Origin of the sequence: Azospirillum doebereinerae (assembly GCF_003989665.1) — a bacterium.
In the GTDB taxonomy this organism is placed as follows: domain Bacteria; phylum Pseudomonadota; class Alphaproteobacteria; order Azospirillales; family Azospirillaceae; genus Azospirillum; species Azospirillum doebereinerae.
In genome coordinates, this window is the sequence record NZ_RZIJ01000001.1 from 648,823 (window position 1) to 662,632 (window position 13,810).

Annotated in this window: 15 protein-coding genes and 4 tRNA genes; 9 read left to right on the plus strand and 10 right to left on the minus strand. The window is 68.6% G+C overall.

The window, feature by feature from the left end; translation table 11 throughout:
• Window positions 1-233: 233 nt before the first annotated feature.
• From rplA to EJ913_RS03060, 8 genes are all read right to left on the minus strand, one after another.
• Window positions 234-947: a 50S ribosomal protein L1 gene (gene rplA, locus EJ913_RS03025; protein ID WP_126994617.1), complete on the minus strand. Its 714-nt coding sequence runs from the start codon at window positions 945-947 to the stop codon at window positions 234-236.
• Between the two features lie 3 nt (window positions 948-950).
• The gene (rplK, locus tag EJ913_RS03030) at window positions 951-1,385 is read right to left on the minus strand and encodes a 50S ribosomal protein L11 (RefSeq protein ID WP_126994619.1); all 435 of its coding nucleotides are present in this window, start codon (window positions 1,383-1,385) and stop codon (window positions 951-953) included.
• Window positions 1,386-1,531: 146 nt separating this feature from the next.
• A complete protein-coding gene (gene nusG, locus EJ913_RS03035) occupies window positions 1,532-2,062 on the minus strand; it encodes a transcription termination/antitermination protein NusG (protein ID WP_126611539.1) in 531 nt (176 codons plus the stop codon).
• 3 nt (window positions 2,063-2,065) lie between these two features.
• Window positions 2,066-2,263 carry a preprotein translocase subunit SecE gene (gene secE, locus EJ913_RS03040; RefSeq protein ID WP_126994621.1) on the minus strand — a complete coding sequence of 66 codons (198 nt, stop codon included), beginning with the start codon at window positions 2,261-2,263 and terminating at the stop codon, window positions 2,066-2,068.
• A gap of 71 nt (window positions 2,264-2,334) precedes the next feature.
• A tRNA-Trp gene (locus EJ913_RS03045) sits at window positions 2,335-2,410 on the minus strand.
• Between the two features lie 125 nt (window positions 2,411-2,535).
• Entirely contained in the window at window positions 2,536-3,726 is a 1,191-nt protein-coding gene (gene tuf / locus EJ913_RS03050; RefSeq protein ID WP_126994601.1) for an elongation factor Tu, read from the minus strand.
• Between the two features lie 79 nt (window positions 3,727-3,805).
• Window positions 3,806-3,879: transfer RNA gene (locus EJ913_RS03055), tRNA-Gly, on the minus strand.
• Window positions 3,880-3,943: 64 nt separating this feature from the next.
• Window positions 3,944-4,029, minus strand: a tRNA-Tyr gene (locus EJ913_RS03060).
• 140 nt (window positions 4,030-4,169) lie between these two features.
• Between EJ913_RS03060 and rlmB the strand changes: the two genes are divergently transcribed.
• From rlmB to EJ913_RS03075, 3 genes are all read left to right on the plus strand, one after another.
• Window positions 4,170-5,009, plus strand: a complete 840-nt coding sequence (gene rlmB / locus EJ913_RS03065; protein WP_126994623.1) for a 23S rRNA (guanosine(2251)-2'-O)-methyltransferase RlmB — start codon at window positions 4,170-4,172, stop codon at window positions 5,007-5,009.
• 69 nt (window positions 5,010-5,078) lie between these two features.
• Window positions 5,079-5,153: transfer RNA gene (locus EJ913_RS03070), tRNA-Thr, on the plus strand.
• Between the two features lie 139 nt (window positions 5,154-5,292).
• Window positions 5,293-5,541: a hypothetical protein gene (locus EJ913_RS03075; RefSeq protein ID WP_185909662.1), complete on the plus strand. Its 249-nt coding sequence runs from the start codon at window positions 5,293-5,295 to the stop codon at window positions 5,539-5,541.
• Between the two features lie 49 nt (window positions 5,542-5,590).
• On the opposite strand, the gene EJ913_RS03080 is transcribed toward EJ913_RS03075, so the two are convergent.
• Both EJ913_RS03080 and EJ913_RS03085 read right to left on the minus strand, forming a co-directional pair.
• Window positions 5,591-6,172: a polysaccharide biosynthesis/export family protein gene (locus EJ913_RS03080; RefSeq protein WP_126994625.1), complete on the minus strand. Its 582-nt coding sequence runs from the start codon at window positions 6,170-6,172 to the stop codon at window positions 5,591-5,593.
• 270 nt (window positions 6,173-6,442) lie between these two features.
• The gene (locus EJ913_RS03085; protein WP_126994627.1) at window positions 6,443-7,711 is read right to left on the minus strand and encodes an outer membrane beta-barrel protein; all 1,269 of its coding nucleotides are present in this window, start codon (window positions 7,709-7,711) and stop codon (window positions 6,443-6,445) included.
• 429 nt (window positions 7,712-8,140) lie between these two features.
• Here EJ913_RS03085 and EJ913_RS31500 point away from each other — a divergent pair, with 429 nt between their 5' ends.
• From EJ913_RS31500 to EJ913_RS03110, 6 genes are all read left to right on the plus strand, one after another.
• Window positions 8,141-8,314, plus strand: a complete 174-nt coding sequence (locus EJ913_RS31500) for a hypothetical protein (protein ID WP_185909663.1) — start codon at window positions 8,141-8,143, stop codon at window positions 8,312-8,314.
• Between the two features lie 309 nt (window positions 8,315-8,623).
• Window positions 8,624-9,064, plus strand: coding sequence for a MarR family winged helix-turn-helix transcriptional regulator (locus tag EJ913_RS03090; protein WP_126994629.1), 441 nt, complete (start codon window positions 8,624-8,626; stop codon window positions 9,062-9,064).
• A gap of 158 nt (window positions 9,065-9,222) precedes the next feature.
• Complete coding sequence (locus EJ913_RS03095; protein WP_342353703.1) at window positions 9,223-10,458, plus strand: ABC transporter substrate-binding protein; 1,236 nt, start codon at window positions 9,223-9,225, stop codon at window positions 10,456-10,458.
• Window positions 10,459-10,508: 50 nt separating this feature from the next.
• A complete protein-coding gene (locus EJ913_RS03100; RefSeq protein WP_126994631.1) occupies window positions 10,509-12,341 on the plus strand; it encodes an ABC transporter permease in 1,833 nt (610 codons plus the stop codon).
• Window positions 12,338-13,093: an ABC transporter ATP-binding protein gene (locus EJ913_RS03105; protein WP_126994633.1), complete on the plus strand. Its 756-nt coding sequence runs from the start codon at window positions 12,338-12,340 to the stop codon at window positions 13,091-13,093. Before EJ913_RS03100 ends, EJ913_RS03105 begins: the two co-directional genes overlap by 4 nt.
• Complete coding sequence (locus EJ913_RS03110; protein WP_126994635.1) at window positions 13,090-13,806, plus strand: ABC transporter ATP-binding protein; 717 nt, start codon at window positions 13,090-13,092, stop codon at window positions 13,804-13,806. Before EJ913_RS03105 ends, EJ913_RS03110 begins: the two co-directional genes overlap by 4 nt.
• Window positions 13,807-13,810: the final 4 nt, after the last annotated feature.

Here is a 13,810-nt window from a genome sequence, read left to right on the forward strand (position 1 = left end):
CTCCGGCGAACCTGTCCCAGAAGTTCAAGCCGTTCCTGCTCCGATTCGCCCAGTCGCCTGGAAAGCCGGAATGGTCAACGGTTCAACTCCTGTCTGCGCCGGTGAATTTTAAGCCTTCCCATGCCTTGCGGACGGTCGGGCACCTGCGGTCTCGGACAGGGTGGGCGGCCGCCCGGAGGCGAACCACCCGATCGCGCCCGGCCCCGAGGGGCCAGGCGCGAAATTCGAAAACCTTACGCCGAGGCGCCGGCCGGGGCCGACACGGTGGCGAGGTCCAGCTTCAGGCCGGGGCCCATGGTCGAGGACAGCGAGACCTTCTCGATGTACTGGCCCTTGGCGCCGGTCGGCTTGGCGCGGGTGATCGCGTCGACGAAGGCGCGGATGTTCTGGACCAGCGCCTCTTCCGAGAAGCTGGCCTTGCCCACGCCGGCGTGCACGATGCCGGTCTTCTCGGCGCGGAACTCGACGGCGCCGGCCTTGGCGGCCTTGACGGCGCCGGCCACGTCCATGGTCACCGTGCCCAGCTTCGGGTTCGGCATCAGGCCGCGCGGGCCCAGAACCTTACCGAGCTTGCCGACGACGCCCATCATGTCCGGGGACGCGATGCAGCGGTCGAAGTCGATGTTGCCGGCCAGGATCTTCTCGGCCAGATCGTCGCCGCCGACCACGTCGGCGCCGGCGGCCAGAGCCTCGTCCACCTTGGGGCCGCGGGCGAAGACGGCGACGCGCACGGTCTTGCCGGTGCCGTTCGGCAGGTTCACGACGCCGCGGACCATCTGGTCGGCGTGGCGCGGATCGATGCCGAGGTTCATCGCGATCTCGATGGTCTCGTCGAACTTGGTCTTCGACCCGCTCTTCAGCAGACCGACGGCGGCCGTCAGGTCGTAGAAGCTGTCACGGTTGACGTTCTTGTAGGCGTCGGTCAGACGCTTGCCCAGCTTGGCCATGGATCAGCCCTCCACCACTTCGAGGCCCATCGAGCGGGCGGAGCCGGCGATCATGGTCGCGGCGGCGTCGACGTCGTGCGCGTTCAGATCGACCATCTTCTTCTGGGCGATCTCGCGGATCTGCGAGGTCGTGACCGAGCCGACGAAACCGCCCTTGCCGGGGGTCGTCGAACCCTTGTCCTTGCCCGACGCCTTCTTGAGGAAGTAGCTGACGGGCGGGGTCTTGGTCACGAAGGTGAAGGTGCGGTCGCCGAAGGCGGTGATGACCACGGGAATCGGCATGCCGACTTCCAGGTCCGCCGTCTTGGCGTTGAACGCCTTGCAGAACTCCATGATGTTCAGGCCGCGCTGACCGAGCGCCGGGCCGATGGGCGGCGACGGATTCGCCTTGCCGGCCGGGACCTGCAGCTTGATGTAACCGACGATCTTCTTTGCCATGTCACAACCTCCAAAGACGACGCCGCGCCAGACTGCTTGGCGTCGCGGGGTTCCGCGGTCCGGCTATGGCAAGCCTTCCGCAGCAGAAGAAGCCACCGACGCGAAAGGCGTCGGCAGCTTCGGGAAAACACATGGAAACCTTACACTCAGACCTTTTCGACCTGGGTGTATTCCAGTTCGACCGGCGTGGAGCGGCCGAAGATCGACACCGCCACCTTGAGGCGGGACTTCTCTTCGTCGACTTCCTCGACGGTGCCGTTGAAGGAGGTGAAGGGGCCGTCGCTCACACGCACCTGCTCGCCCACCTCGAAGGTGATCGAGGGCTTGGGGCGCTCAAAGCCTTCCTGCACCTGATGGATGATCCGTTCGGCCTCGCGCTGGGAAATCGGCTGCGGCTTGCCGCCACCGCCCAGGAAGTCCGTGACCTTCGGCGTGTTCTTCACCAGCGACCAGGATTCGTCGGTCAGGTCCATCTTGACGAGGACGTAGCCGGGGAAGAACTTGCGTTCGGTGTTGATCTTGGAACCCCGGCGCACTTCGACCACTTCCTCGGTCGGGACCAGGATTTCCTCGAACTTGTCCTCAAGGCCCTTCTGCGCCGCCTTTTCGCGGATCGCCTGGGAGACCTTCTTCTCGAAACCCGAATACACGTGCACCACGTACCAGCGCGCAGCCATGTCTTAAGCCCCCAGTCCAAGGATCAAGCGAACGGCAACCGCCAGCACCTGATCGACGACGAGGAAGAACAGGGCGGCCAGCACGACCATGACGAAGACCATGGCGGTGGTGATGCCGGTTTCCTTGCGGGTCGGCCAGGTGACCCTGGCAACCTCGCGGCGGACCTCGCGCGCGAATTCTGCGGGATTGACTTTAGCCATCGTGCGAACCGTGCGAGCTCCGGAGCGACTGGAAGGGCGCCGCTTCTACCCAATTCATTATCAAGACGGGATGGCAGGAGTGGAGGGGCTCGAACCCGCAACCCCCGGTTTTGGAGACCGGTGCTCTACCAATTGAGCTACACTCCTATCGCCGTCCGGCCGAAGCTCCCGAGGGAGCCAAGGCTTTGTACCGGAAGCGCTAACGCAACAACCTGCCCTTTGAACCGACCCCCGCCGGGCTTCCGTCCGGCGGGGGAGGCAGGCTTATAGCATCACTGAACGATCTTGGCAACAACGCCGGCGCCGACGGTGCGACCGCCTTCGCGGATGGCGAAACGCAGACCCTCGTCCATAGCGATCGGGGCGATCAGCTCGACGTCCATCGCCACGTTGTCGCCCGGCATCACCATCTCCACGCCTTCCGGCAGCGAGACCATGCCCGTCACGTCGGTCGTGCGGAAGTAGAACTGCGGACGATAGTTGGTGAAGAACGGCGTGTGACGGCCACCCTCTTCCTTCGTCAGGATGTACGCCTCGGCCTTGAACTTGGTGTGCGGCGTGATCGAGCCGGGCTTGGCCAGAACCTGGCCGCGCTCCACGTCCTCACGCTTCGTGCCGCGCAGCAGCGCGCCGATGTTGTCGCCGGCTTGCCCGGAGTCCAGCAGCTTGCGGAACATCTCGACGCCGGTCACCGTCGTCTTCACCGTCGCCTTCAGGCCGACGATCTCGACTTCCTCGCCGACCTTCACGATGCCACGCTCGACGCGGCCGGTCACCACCGTGCCACGGCCCGAGATCGAGAACACGTCCTCGATCGGCATCAGGAACGGACGGTCGACCGGGCGCTCCGGCTGCGGGATGTACTCGTCCACCGTCTTCATCAGGGCGAGAACGGCGTCACGGCCGATCTCCGGCGAACGGTCCTCCAGCGCGCACAGCGCCGAACCCTTGGTGATCGGAATGTCGTCGCCCGGGAACTGGTAGGACGAGAGCAGCTCGCGCACTTCCAGCTCGACCAGCTCCAGCAGCTCCTCGTCGTCGACCATGTCGACCTTGTTCATGAACACCACCAGCGCCGGCACGCCGACCTGGCGGGCCAGCAGGATGTGCTCGCGGGTCTGCGGCATCGGGCCGTCGGCGGCCGACACGACCAGGATCGCGCCGTCCATCTGCGCGGCGCCGGTGATCATGTTCTTCACATAATCGGCGTGGCCGGGGCAGTCGACGTGGGCGTAGTGACGGTTGGCCGTCTCGTACTCGACGTGGGCCGTCGAGATCGTGATGCCGCGCGCCTTCTCCTCCGGCGCCTTGTCGATCTGGTCGTAGGCGGTGAACGTCGCCCCGCCCGACTCCGCCAGCACCTTCGTGATCGCCGCCGTCAGCGACGTCTTGCCGTGGTCGACGTGGCCGATCGTGCCAACGTTGCAGTGCGGCTTGTTCCGCTCAAACTTTGCCTTCGCCATCGCTTTGGTCTTTCGTTCCCGACGTTCCGGACGCACAACATGGCCCGGCCGGGATCGGTCATCCGTGGCGCGCGCGGGTTGGAGCGGGTGAGGGGAATCGAACCCCCGTCGTAAGCTTGGAAGGCTTCTGCTCTACCATTGAGCTACACCCGCCACGCCATCCCGCCGGCGCGACCGTCCGGGGCAACTCGATCACGGACAAGCCGTGGAAAGTAAATGGTGGAAGGGACTGGATTTGAACCAGTGTACGCTTACGCGGGCAGATTTACAGTCTGCTGCCTTTAACCACTCGGCCACCCTTCCGTTCCGCTCCAGGCTGGGCCCGTCGCGGAGTTCGGCACTATCCCCATTTTTCGGGCCTTGTCAACAAGGCTTAAGCAGTCCACACCAGAAAAAATTCGATACGCCGTTCCGGCGCCTCCTCCCTCCTCCTTGCGGGTAGCATGACACGTTCCAAATCCCCCTCCCCCGCTTCGCACGCCGGCCGCCCCACGGCCAAGCCCCAGGCCGGGGCCGCCAAGCTCTCCGCGTCCAAGGGCGCGCAGGGCGTCTGGCTCTACGGCCTGCACCCGGTCGCCGCCGCCTGGACCAACCCGGAGCGGCGCATCCATCGGCTGGTCGTCACGGAAGCCGGCCGCGCGTCGCTCGACGGCGTGCTGACGCAGGGGCGCGCCGCCGGCCTGACCCGGCCGGGCGTCATGGTGGTGGAGAAGGCGGAGCTCGACCGCATGATGCCGGCCGGCGCCGTGCACCAAGGCGTGGCGGTGGACGCCGCCCCCCTGCCCGAGGTCGGCATCGACGACCTCTGCAACGAGCTGGCCGCCGAGTCGCACGCCGTCATCGTCGTGCTCGACCAGGTCACCGACCCGCACAACGTCGGCGCCATCCTGCGCTCGGCCGCCGCCTTCGGCGCCAAGGCGGTGGTGGTCACCGAACGCCACGCCCCGGAGACCACCGGCGTGCTCGCCAAGAGCGCGTCCGGCGCGCTGGAGGTGGTTCCGCTGGTGCGGGTGACCAACCTCGCCCGCGCGCTGGAGGAGCTGCAACAGGCGGGCTTCTGGAGCGTCGGGCTGGCCGAATCGGGGAAGGGCACGCTGGCCCAGTTCGACCTGACCGGCAAGACGGCGCTGGTGATGGGCGCCGAAGGCAGCGGGCTGCGGCGGCTGACGATGGAGCGCTGCGACGGGATCGCCCGACTGCCGACCGGCGGCCCGGTCGGCAGCCTGAACGTCTCCAACGCGGCGGCGGTGGCGCTGTACGAGGTGGCGCGCCTGCGCGTGTAAGGCTTGTTCCGGAGGCGGCGGGACGCTACTGTGGCGCCCGCCGGCCATCAACGGGCCGGCGACGAGCGGGCCGGATTAGCACAGCGGTAGTGCAGCGGTTTTGTAAACCGAAGGTCACGGGTTCAAATCCTGTATCCGGCACCAGCTCCCCCTCGCCTTCGGTAGGGCATCTTCAGGCAAAGCCTCGCGAATCGGGGAACCCAACACTTCCCTGACGGTTGGACGTAAGCGGTCTCGACATGGCCGTGCCGTCCGATCCATGCCGACGCGAGGTTGAACACCGATGACCGATTCCAAGCACTCTCCCCCTGCCCCTTCCACCGCCGAAACGAACCGCCTGCGCGACGCGATCGACCGCGGGCTGACCGGCGACAAGGTGCCGGCCTCCGATCCGGCGGCGGCGCCGCTGGGGACCGACGACGAGGCGGCCGGAACGACGCCGCCCCTCTTCGACGCGCGGGACGCGGTGGTCCCGGAGGACCAGCGCACCCCGCCGGGTCAGAAGAAGGGCGGAAACACGTTCGAGACCTGAGGGCGAGATCTGCGGGCGCGGCGAAACGCCGCGCCGGTCGTCCTGCCGATCAGAAGTAACGCTCCGGCACGCGGACCACGTCGTCGGGCATCACCGTGGTGGTGATCGGCGCCTTGCGAAGCTCCTTCTTCGGGTCGCTGCCGCGCGTGATGAAGATGTAGTCCTCCTTGGCGCGGTAGGTGTAGCCGCCGGCCATGGCGACCGCCGACAGGGCGGTCATGCCGTTCTGGAACTGGTACTGGCCGGGGTTGCGCACCTCGCCCAGGATGAAGAACGGGCGGTGGTTCATCACCTCGACGTTGACCTTGGCGTCCCGCACGTAGCCCTGAGACAGCTTGGTGGCGATCTCCTTCTCCACCTCGCGCGTGGTGCGGTCCTTGGCCGCCACGTCGCCGATCAGCGGCATGGCGACCTTGCCGGCGCCGTCGACGCGGAATTCGCCGGACAGCTGCTCCTCGCCGAACACGATCACCCGCAGCGCGTCGCCCGATCCCAGACGGTAGTCCGTCACCTGGGCGGCGCTGGCCGTCTCCATCGGGGCGTCCATGCCGGCACAGCCCGCCATGGCAACGGCAAGCGCGGCCAACCCCACACCCCGACCGAGCACGCGGAACACATGACGTCGATTCATCCCTAAACCCCTTCCCTGGCTCGCGGAGGCCGGGAACGGTCCCTCCGCTTTCGGTGGGCACGGTCCGGCGTCCTATGGTCACGCTCTCCTGAACTCGTGATCAGCCTATCAACTCGCAAGCGCTTGGGAAAAAGTGGAGAGGAATTACCGCCTTCGGGCCAAAATCCGCGGCTCCTTAGGGGTAATCCCCCACGCAAAAAGGCGCCCGTCGTAAGACGGACGCCCTTTCGCCGAAATGGCCCTAAGGCCGAGCCCAGGTAAAGCTCAGGCCTACATCTGCGCGCCGAGGCGCAGATACACGAGGTTGTCGGTGTAGCCGATGTTGGTGACGTCGGAATTGCGCTTCTCGTAGGTGTAGCCGCCGGTCAGGAACAGGTTGCGGCTGAACTGGTAGGTCGCGCCTGCGCCGGCCGTGTAGATGTCGTCCTTGCGGCTGTTGCCGTTGAAATCGTCGCGGCGGTACTGGGCGCGGGCGTTCAGTAGCAGGGTGCGCAGAAGCTCGTGGTCGACGCCGACCGCGACGATCGTGCGCTCGTAGCTCGACGCCGTGCCGAGGCCCAGGCTGCTGCTCGTCTCGCGGATCTGCCGGCTGAGCGAGCCGGTGATGGTGGTCAGCTGCGTCACCGACCAGTTCACCCGGCCGCCGAGCGCCAAGCCGCCGAAATCCTTCAACCGCGAATCTTCGTAGTTGCGGGCGAGATAGCCGGCATAAAGCTCGCCGGTGATCAGCCCGGTCAGCTCGCCGGTCACGCCGCCGACGATCTCGTAGCCGTCCGAGTCGCGGTTGACGTTGTTGAAGTCGCGGTCGCGGCGGTGGCGCGTCCAGGAATAAGTGCCTTGGACGAAGGTCTCGTAGCCCTCGATGAACTCGTAGCCGACGCGGCCGGTGCCGGCGTATTCCCAGCGGTCGCGGTCGCCTTGACGGGCGATGCCGCCGCTGCGTATCCCGACATCGTCGTATTCGGAATACTGCGCCGTGCCGGACAGGCGGGCGCGCAGACGGTTGAAGCGCTGGGTGTAGCCGACCTCGCCGCCGCTCTGGGTGTAGGTCACCGGCTCGACGTAGCCCGACAAGCTGTCGATGTCGCCGCGTCCCTCATGGTTGCGGCGGTGGTAGAGCGTGGCGTCGGCCGCCCCGCTCTTGCTCACGTCGTAGCGGCCGTCGGCCTGGAACGCGTAGTCGGTGTAGTTCTCGCTGGAGTAATCCTGGTACCGGCCGGCGTTGGCCGAGGCCGAGAAGTTCAGGGCATGGGCGGAGAAGTCGGACCGGATGTCGAGTCGCGGCTGCACCGTCCAGATGATGTCGTCCTGCTTGTTGGCGTCGGACGCGAAGACGTTGGTGTCATAGATCGCGCCGGCTTCCAGGCGCGGCAGGAAGCGGAACGACCCGGCACGGATGCCAAGCTGCTCCAACTCCGGGCGGCGGCGCTCCAGCACGGTCTCGCCACGCTGGAGATCGTCCTGGGCGACGGCGGGAAGCGAGGTCAACCCGGTCGAGGCGAGCGCCAGGGCGAGAACGGACAGGGTGCTGATCTTCATGGAGTCACCGCGCTTGGCTGGAATCGGTCGGCTCGAAACGGCCCGCCTGCTCCGTCGGCGGTCGCCCGGCGATCCGCGAGGATCACGGGGGCGCCGGGCGGAGGGCCGGCTCTCGTGGCGGGCGCCGCGTCCTCGTGGATGCGACGTCGCCCCAACAAGACACAACACTGCGTGCTTCCAGCGCAACAGTGAAGCCGGGGCGTGGCTGTTTTTGGGGCGACCTGTGGTGTCGGCGCAACAAGAGACGACTCGGTTCGAAAGAAACCACGCGCCTTCATCGGAATTTGGGCAGGGAAAGGCTACGGCGCGCTAAGACCAAAGACATACGAAAACCAATCGAGACGGAGTGCCGAGTCGGAGATGGACTTGGAACCCGGCGGGACCGGCCGCCGTTGATCGGACACCCCCTCGATCACCGGAGCCGCCGTCATGCCCCAACGACTCGACACCCCGCCGCCGCCCAAGTCACCCCAGCGTCCAGCGGACGACCAGATGCCGGGCTACACGCCGGGCGCCGTTCCCCCGCCCGAAGGCGAAGCCCCGCCCACCCCCGCCGAAGGGACCGCGCCGCCCGACACCTATCCGCCCAAACAGAAGCCCTGACCAGCCGGCCCGCCGTTGCCCCGCCGAAGATGTCCGGGGCCGGCGGCACCGTCCGCGCGAACATTTTCCCGCCTCGGTTTTCTTTCGGTTATCGAAAGGAGTAGGCGCCGCGACTGTGTCCCTATGCCGCATCCGCGAAGGTTGCTCCGCGATTGTTGCCTTCCTAACCTCCGACTCCACGGAACGCACTGAACGACGCGACGGGTTCGCTTAGAAGACCCCGCGTCTTCGCCGCCGGGAGCCGCGCTCCGGACCCGCACCGCCTTCGCCCGGATCGAAGGCGGGCGTGAACCGACTCGCGTGTGCCCCATGGACGACTTCGGCCGACCGCCTCCCGACGACTACCAGCTGGCCGTCCAGGTGCATCACCGCCTTCGCCGCGCCCACCAGCGCGCGTCGGCCATCTTCCTCGACACCATCGGCGACACCCAGCTGACCCCCACCCAATGGGCGGCGCTCGCCACCCTGCACGGTGAGGGCCCGCTGTCGCAGAACCAGCTCGGCCGCCTGACCTACATGGACCCGGCGACCACCCAGGGCGTCATCCTGCGGCTGGTGGAGCGCGGTCTGGTGGAACGCCAGCCCGATCCGCAGGACCGGCGGCGCACCAGCGTGCGGCTGACCCGCGTCGGGCAAGCCATGGTCGTCGACCGGATCCACGACGCCGCCGCCGTTCACGACCGCACGCTCGAACCCCTGTCGATGGACGAGCGGACGGTCTTCCTGGGGCTGCTCGCCAAGCTGATGTGAGGACGGGCGCGCAGGGCTTTCGGGCGGCTTTCCGGCGGCCGGCGCCTTTGGAGCGATGACTTTTGCGCGGGGTTTGCTATGAACGCGGGGCGGACGGACGGAAACGGACGGACGCGCCGTCCAGTTCTGTCCACCCCCAACGCCGGAACGCCCGCAGCATGATGAACCGCCGTCAGACCCTTTCGCTGCTGGGCGCCGCCGCGCTCGCCGCCCCGCTGGCCGCAGCCGTGCCTGCTCTGGCCCAAACCGCTCCGGCGCAAACCGGCCCGATCCGCGTCGGCGAGATCAACAGCTACACCGGCCTGCCCGCCTTCACGATCCCCTACCGCCAGGGCTGGCAGCTCGCGGTCGAGCAGGTCAACGCCAAGGGCGGATTGCTCGGCGGGCGCAAGCTGGAGGTGATCTCGCGCGACGACGCCGGCAAGCCCGACGACGCCGTGCGCGTCGCGCAGGAACTGTTGAGCAACGAGAAGGTCGAGCTGCTGGCGGGCACCTACTTCTCGCACATCGGGCTGGCGGTGGCCGATTTCGCCGCGCGCAACAAGATCCCCTTCGTCGCCGCCGAGCCGCTGACCGACGCCATCACCTGGTCCAAGGGCAACCGCTACACCTTCCGCCTGCGCCCCAGCACCTACATGCAGGCGTCGATGCTGGTGGAGGAGGCGGCGAAGCTGCCGGCCAAGCGCTGGGCGACGGTGTCCCCCAACTACGAATACGGCCAGTCGGCGGTGACGTGGTTCAAGCAGCTGCTCAAGGAAAAGCGTCCCGACGTGGAGTTCGTCGCCGAGCAATGGCCGGCGCAGGGCAAGCTGGAGGCCGGGCCGACCGTGCAGGCGCTGGCGGCGTCCAGCCCCGACGCGATCTTCAACGTCACCTTCGGCGCCGACCTCGCCAAGCTGGTGCGCGAGGGCGAGGGGCGCGGGTTGTTCAAGAACCGCAGCGTGGTCAGCCTGCTGACCGGCGAACCGGAATACCTCGACCCGATGAAGGACGAGGCGCCGGAGGGCTGGATCGTCACCGGCTACCCGCAGGAGCAGATCGACACCCCCGAGCACAAGGCGTTCCGCGACGCCTACACCGCGCGCTTCAAGGAGGCGCCGCGCCAGGGCTCGGTGGTCGGCTACGCCACGCTGACCGCCATCGCCGCCGCCGTGGAGAAGGCCGGCTCGACCGATCCGGAAAAGCTGGTGGAAGCGCTGAGCGGCCTGTCGATTTCCAGCCCCTTCGGGCCGGTCGTCTTCCGCGCCTCCGACCATCAGGCGACGATGGGCGCCTATGTCGGCACCACCACGGTGAAGGACGGGCGCGGCGCGATGAAGGACTGGCGCTACGCCGACGGCGCCGCCTATCTGCCGAGCGACGAGGCGGTGCGCGCGCTGCGACCGGCGAACTGACCGGCGGGCCATCCCGGCGCGGCCCCCAGCGAGACCCCCAGCGAGCCCTCATGTCCTTCCTGCTCGTCCAGGCCCTGAGCGGCCTCGCCACGGCGGCGACCCTGTTCCTGGTGTCGTCGGGGCTGACCATCGTCTTCGGCGTGACGCGGATCGTCAACTTCGCGCACGGGTCCTTCTACATGCTCGGCGCCTATCTCGGCTGGTCGCTGATCGAGCGGTTCGGGACGACCCCCGCCGGGTTCTGGGGAAGCGTCGCGGCGGCCGCGCTGGGGGCCGGCGCGCTGGGCGCGGCGATGGAGGCCGGGCTGCTGCGCCGGCTCTACCGCTCGCCGGAGCTGTTCCAACTGCTGGGCACCTTCGGCGTCGTGCTGGTCCTCCAGGACGTGACCTCCTGGATCTGGGGAGCGGAGGATCTGCTGGGCCGGCGGGCGCCGGGGCTGAAGGGCTCGGTGGACATCCTGGGACAGCCCTTCCCGCTCTACGACCTGATGCTGATCGGGCTGGGGCCGCTGGTGCTGGGGATGCTCTGGCTGCTGTTCAACCGCACGCGCTGGGGCACGCTGGTCCGCGCCGCCACCCAGGACCGGGGCATGACGGCGGCGCTGGGCGTCGATCCGGCGCGGCTGTTCACCGGGGTGCTGTTCCTGGGATCGGCGCTGGCCGGGCTGGGCGGCGCGCTCCAGGTCCCGCGCGAGGCGGTCAACCTGCACATGGACATGGCCATCGTGGTCGAGGCCTTCGTCGTCGTCGTGGTCGGCGGCATGGGCAGCCTGACCGGGGCGTTCCTCGCCTCGCTGCTGATCGGGCAGTTGCAGGCCTTCGGCATCCTGATCTTCCCACAGATCACGCTGGTGCTGGTCTTCCTGTTCATGGCGGTGGTGCTGGTGCTGCGCCCGCACGGCCTGATGGGACGGGCGGAGGAGATTCCGCCGACCACCGCGGCCTCGCTGGCGCCGCCGCTGAGCGCCGGGGCCGGCGTCGGGCTTTGGGCGGCGCTGCTGCTGGCCGGGTTGGCGCTGGCGCCGCTGGCGGCTGGCGACTACGCGCTGATCGTGCTGACCGAGATGATCATTCTCGCCCTGATGGCAGCGAGCCTGCATCTGCTGATCGGGCTGGGCGGGCTGGTCTCCTTCGGCCACGCGGCGTGGTTCGGGCTGGGCGCCTATGGCGCGGCGCTGCTGGTCAAGCATCTGGGCGCGCCGATGCCGCTGGCGCTGGCGGCGGCGCCGCTGGTCGCGGGGGTGGGCGCGCTGGTCGCCGGCTGGTTCTGCGTGCGGCGGTCGGGGCTGTATTTCGCCATGCTGACCCTGGCCTTCGCGCAGATCGTCTGGTCGGTGACCTTCCAATGGTACGGTTTCACCGGGGGCGACAACGGCATCGTCGGGGTTTGGCCGCCGCCCTGGGCCGCCGGGAAAGCGGTCTATTACTGGCTGACGCTGGCGCTCTGCGCCGGGGCGCTCGCCCTGCTGCGCCGCGCCGCCTTCGCGCCCTTCGGCTACGCCCTGCGGGCCGGGCGCGATTCGGCCCTGCGCGCCGAGTCGGTGGGCATCGACGTGCGGCGCCACCAATGGTTCGCCTTCGCGCTGGCCGGTTCGGCGGCGGGGTTGGCCGGCGGCCTCTACGCCTTTTCCAAGGGCAGCGTATTCCCCACCCTGATGGCGGTGCCGGCCTCGGTCGACGCGCTGGTGATGGTGCTGATGGGCGGCCTCCAGACCGTGTCCGGCCCGCTGGCCGGGGCGGCGGCGTTCCATCTGCTGGAGGCCGAGGTGATGCGGGTCACCGACTGGTGGCGGCTGGCGCTGGGCCTCGTCATCGTCGCGCTGGTGCTGCTGTTCCCCAAGGGCATCGTCGGGTTTCTCGCAGATCTGCGGAGGCGGGGATGAGCCGCCCCGGGAGCCGCCTGGAAGTCCGCGACCTGCACCGCGCCTTCGGCGGGGTGCAGGCGGTGCGCGGCGTGTCCTTCACGCTGGAGTCCGGCGACCTGCTGGCCCTGATCGGCCCCAACGGCGCCGGGAAGAGCACCTGCTTCAACCTGCTGAACGGCCAGCTCCGCCCCGACCGGGGATCGGTCCGCCTCGACGGCGCCGAGCTGGTCGGGCTGCCGCCGCGCCGCGTCTGGGCGCTGGGTGTCGGCCGCACCTTCCAGATCACCGCGACCTTCGCCTCGATGACGGTGGCGGAGAACGTGCAGATGGTCTTCCTGTCGCGGGCGCGCCGCCTGTTCGGCCTGTGGCGTCCGGCGGCGGCGTGCTTCCGGGAGGAGGCGCTGGCCCTGCTCGACCGCGTCGGCATGGCCTCCCAGGCCGAGCGCCCCTGCGGCGTGCTGGCCTATGGCGACCTGAAGCGGGTGGAATTGGCGATGGCGCTGGCGAGCGACCCGAAGATCCTGCTGATGGACGAGCCGACCGCCGGCATGGCCCCCACCGAACGGCTGGAGCTGATGGCGCTGACCGCCGCGCTGGTCCGCGAGCGCGGCCTCGCCGTGCTGTTCACCGAGCATGACATGGACGTGGTGTTCGGCCACGCCACCCGCGTGCTGGTGCTCGACCGCGGCCGGACGATCGCCGAGGGCCCCCCCGAGGCGGTGCGCGCCGACGCCCGCGTGCAGTCCGTCTATCTCGGAGGCGACGCGTGACCGCAGCCCCCCTTCTCTCCGTCCAATCGCTGGAGGCGTGGTACGGCCGCGCCCACATCCTGACCGGCGTCGACCTGACCGTCGGCCGGGGCGAGGTCGTCGCGCTGATGGGCCGCAACGGCGCCGGCAAGACGACCACCTTGAAGGCGATCATGGGTCTGGTCGAATCCCGGCGCGGCCGGGTCGCGCTGGACAGCCGCGACGTCTCTTCCCTGCCCCCGCACAGGATGGCCCGGCTCGGCGTCGGCTACGTCCCGGAGGACCGGCGCATCTTCGCCGACCTGACGGTCGAGGAGAATCTGGAGGTCGGCCGCCAGCCGCCCCGCCCCGGCGCGCCGGCCTGGACGCCGGAAAAGTTGTTCGCGCTGTTTCCCAATCTGGCGGAAATGCGCGGCCGGCGCGGCACCCGGATGAGCGGCGGCGAGCAGCAGATGCTGACGCTGGCGCGCACGCTGATGGGCAACCCGTCGCTGCTGTTGCTCGACGAGCCGTCGGAGGGGCTGGCCCCGATCATCGTGCGCCAGATGGCCGACGCCGTGCGGCGCCTGAAGGCGGAAGGGCTGTCGGTGCTGGTGTCGGAGCAGAACCTGTCCTTCGCCGCCGTCGTCGCCGACCGCGCGAGCGTCATCGAGAAGGGCCAAGTCCGCTGGACCGGCGCCATGGCCGATCTGATGGCCGACGAGGCGGCGCGGCGGGCTTATCTGGCTCTGTGAAGGC

What these genes read in the sequence shown, in the direction of transcription:
- rplA (WP_126994617.1), bottom strand. Translation starts at nt 947, where the DNA reads ATGGCCAAGCTGGGCAAGCGTCTGACCGACGCCTACAAGAACGTCAAC.
- rplK (WP_126994619.1), bottom strand. Translation starts at nt 1,385, where the DNA reads ATGGCAAAGAAGATCGTCGGTTACATCAAGCTGCAGGTCCCGGCCGGC.
- nusG (WP_126611539.1), bottom strand. Translation starts at nt 2,062, where the DNA reads ATGGCTGCGCGCTGGTACGTGGTGCACGTGTATTCGGGTTTCGAGAAG.
- secE (WP_126994621.1), bottom strand. Translation starts at nt 2,263, where the DNA reads ATGGCTAAAGTCAATCCCGCAGAATTCGCGCGCGAGGTCCGCCGCGAG.
- tuf (WP_126994601.1), bottom strand. Translation starts at nt 3,726, where the DNA reads ATGGCGAAGGCAAAGTTTGAGCGGAACAAGCCGCACTGCAACGTTGGC.
- rlmB (WP_126994623.1), top strand. Translation starts at nt 4,170, where the DNA reads ATGACACGTTCCAAATCCCCCTCCCCCGCTTCGCACGCCGGCCGCCCC.
- EJ913_RS03075 (WP_185909662.1), top strand. Translation starts at nt 5,293, where the DNA reads ATGACCGATTCCAAGCACTCTCCCCCTGCCCCTTCCACCGCCGAAACG.
- EJ913_RS03080 (WP_126994625.1), bottom strand. Translation starts at nt 6,172, where the DNA reads ATGAATCGACGTCATGTGTTCCGCGTGCTCGGTCGGGGTGTGGGGTTG.
- EJ913_RS03085 (WP_126994627.1), bottom strand. Translation starts at nt 7,711, where the DNA reads ATGAAGATCAGCACCCTGTCCGTTCTCGCCCTGGCGCTCGCCTCGACC.
- EJ913_RS31500 (WP_185909663.1), top strand. Translation starts at nt 8,141, where the DNA reads ATGCCCCAACGACTCGACACCCCGCCGCCGCCCAAGTCACCCCAGCGT.
- EJ913_RS03090 (WP_126994629.1), top strand. Translation starts at nt 8,624, where the DNA reads ATGGACGACTTCGGCCGACCGCCTCCCGACGACTACCAGCTGGCCGTC.
- EJ913_RS03095 (WP_342353703.1), top strand. Translation starts at nt 9,223, where the DNA reads ATGATGAACCGCCGTCAGACCCTTTCGCTGCTGGGCGCCGCCGCGCTC.
- EJ913_RS03100 (WP_126994631.1), top strand. Translation starts at nt 10,509, where the DNA reads ATGTCCTTCCTGCTCGTCCAGGCCCTGAGCGGCCTCGCCACGGCGGCG.
- EJ913_RS03105 (WP_126994633.1), top strand. Translation starts at nt 12,338, where the DNA reads ATGAGCCGCCCCGGGAGCCGCCTGGAAGTCCGCGACCTGCACCGCGCC.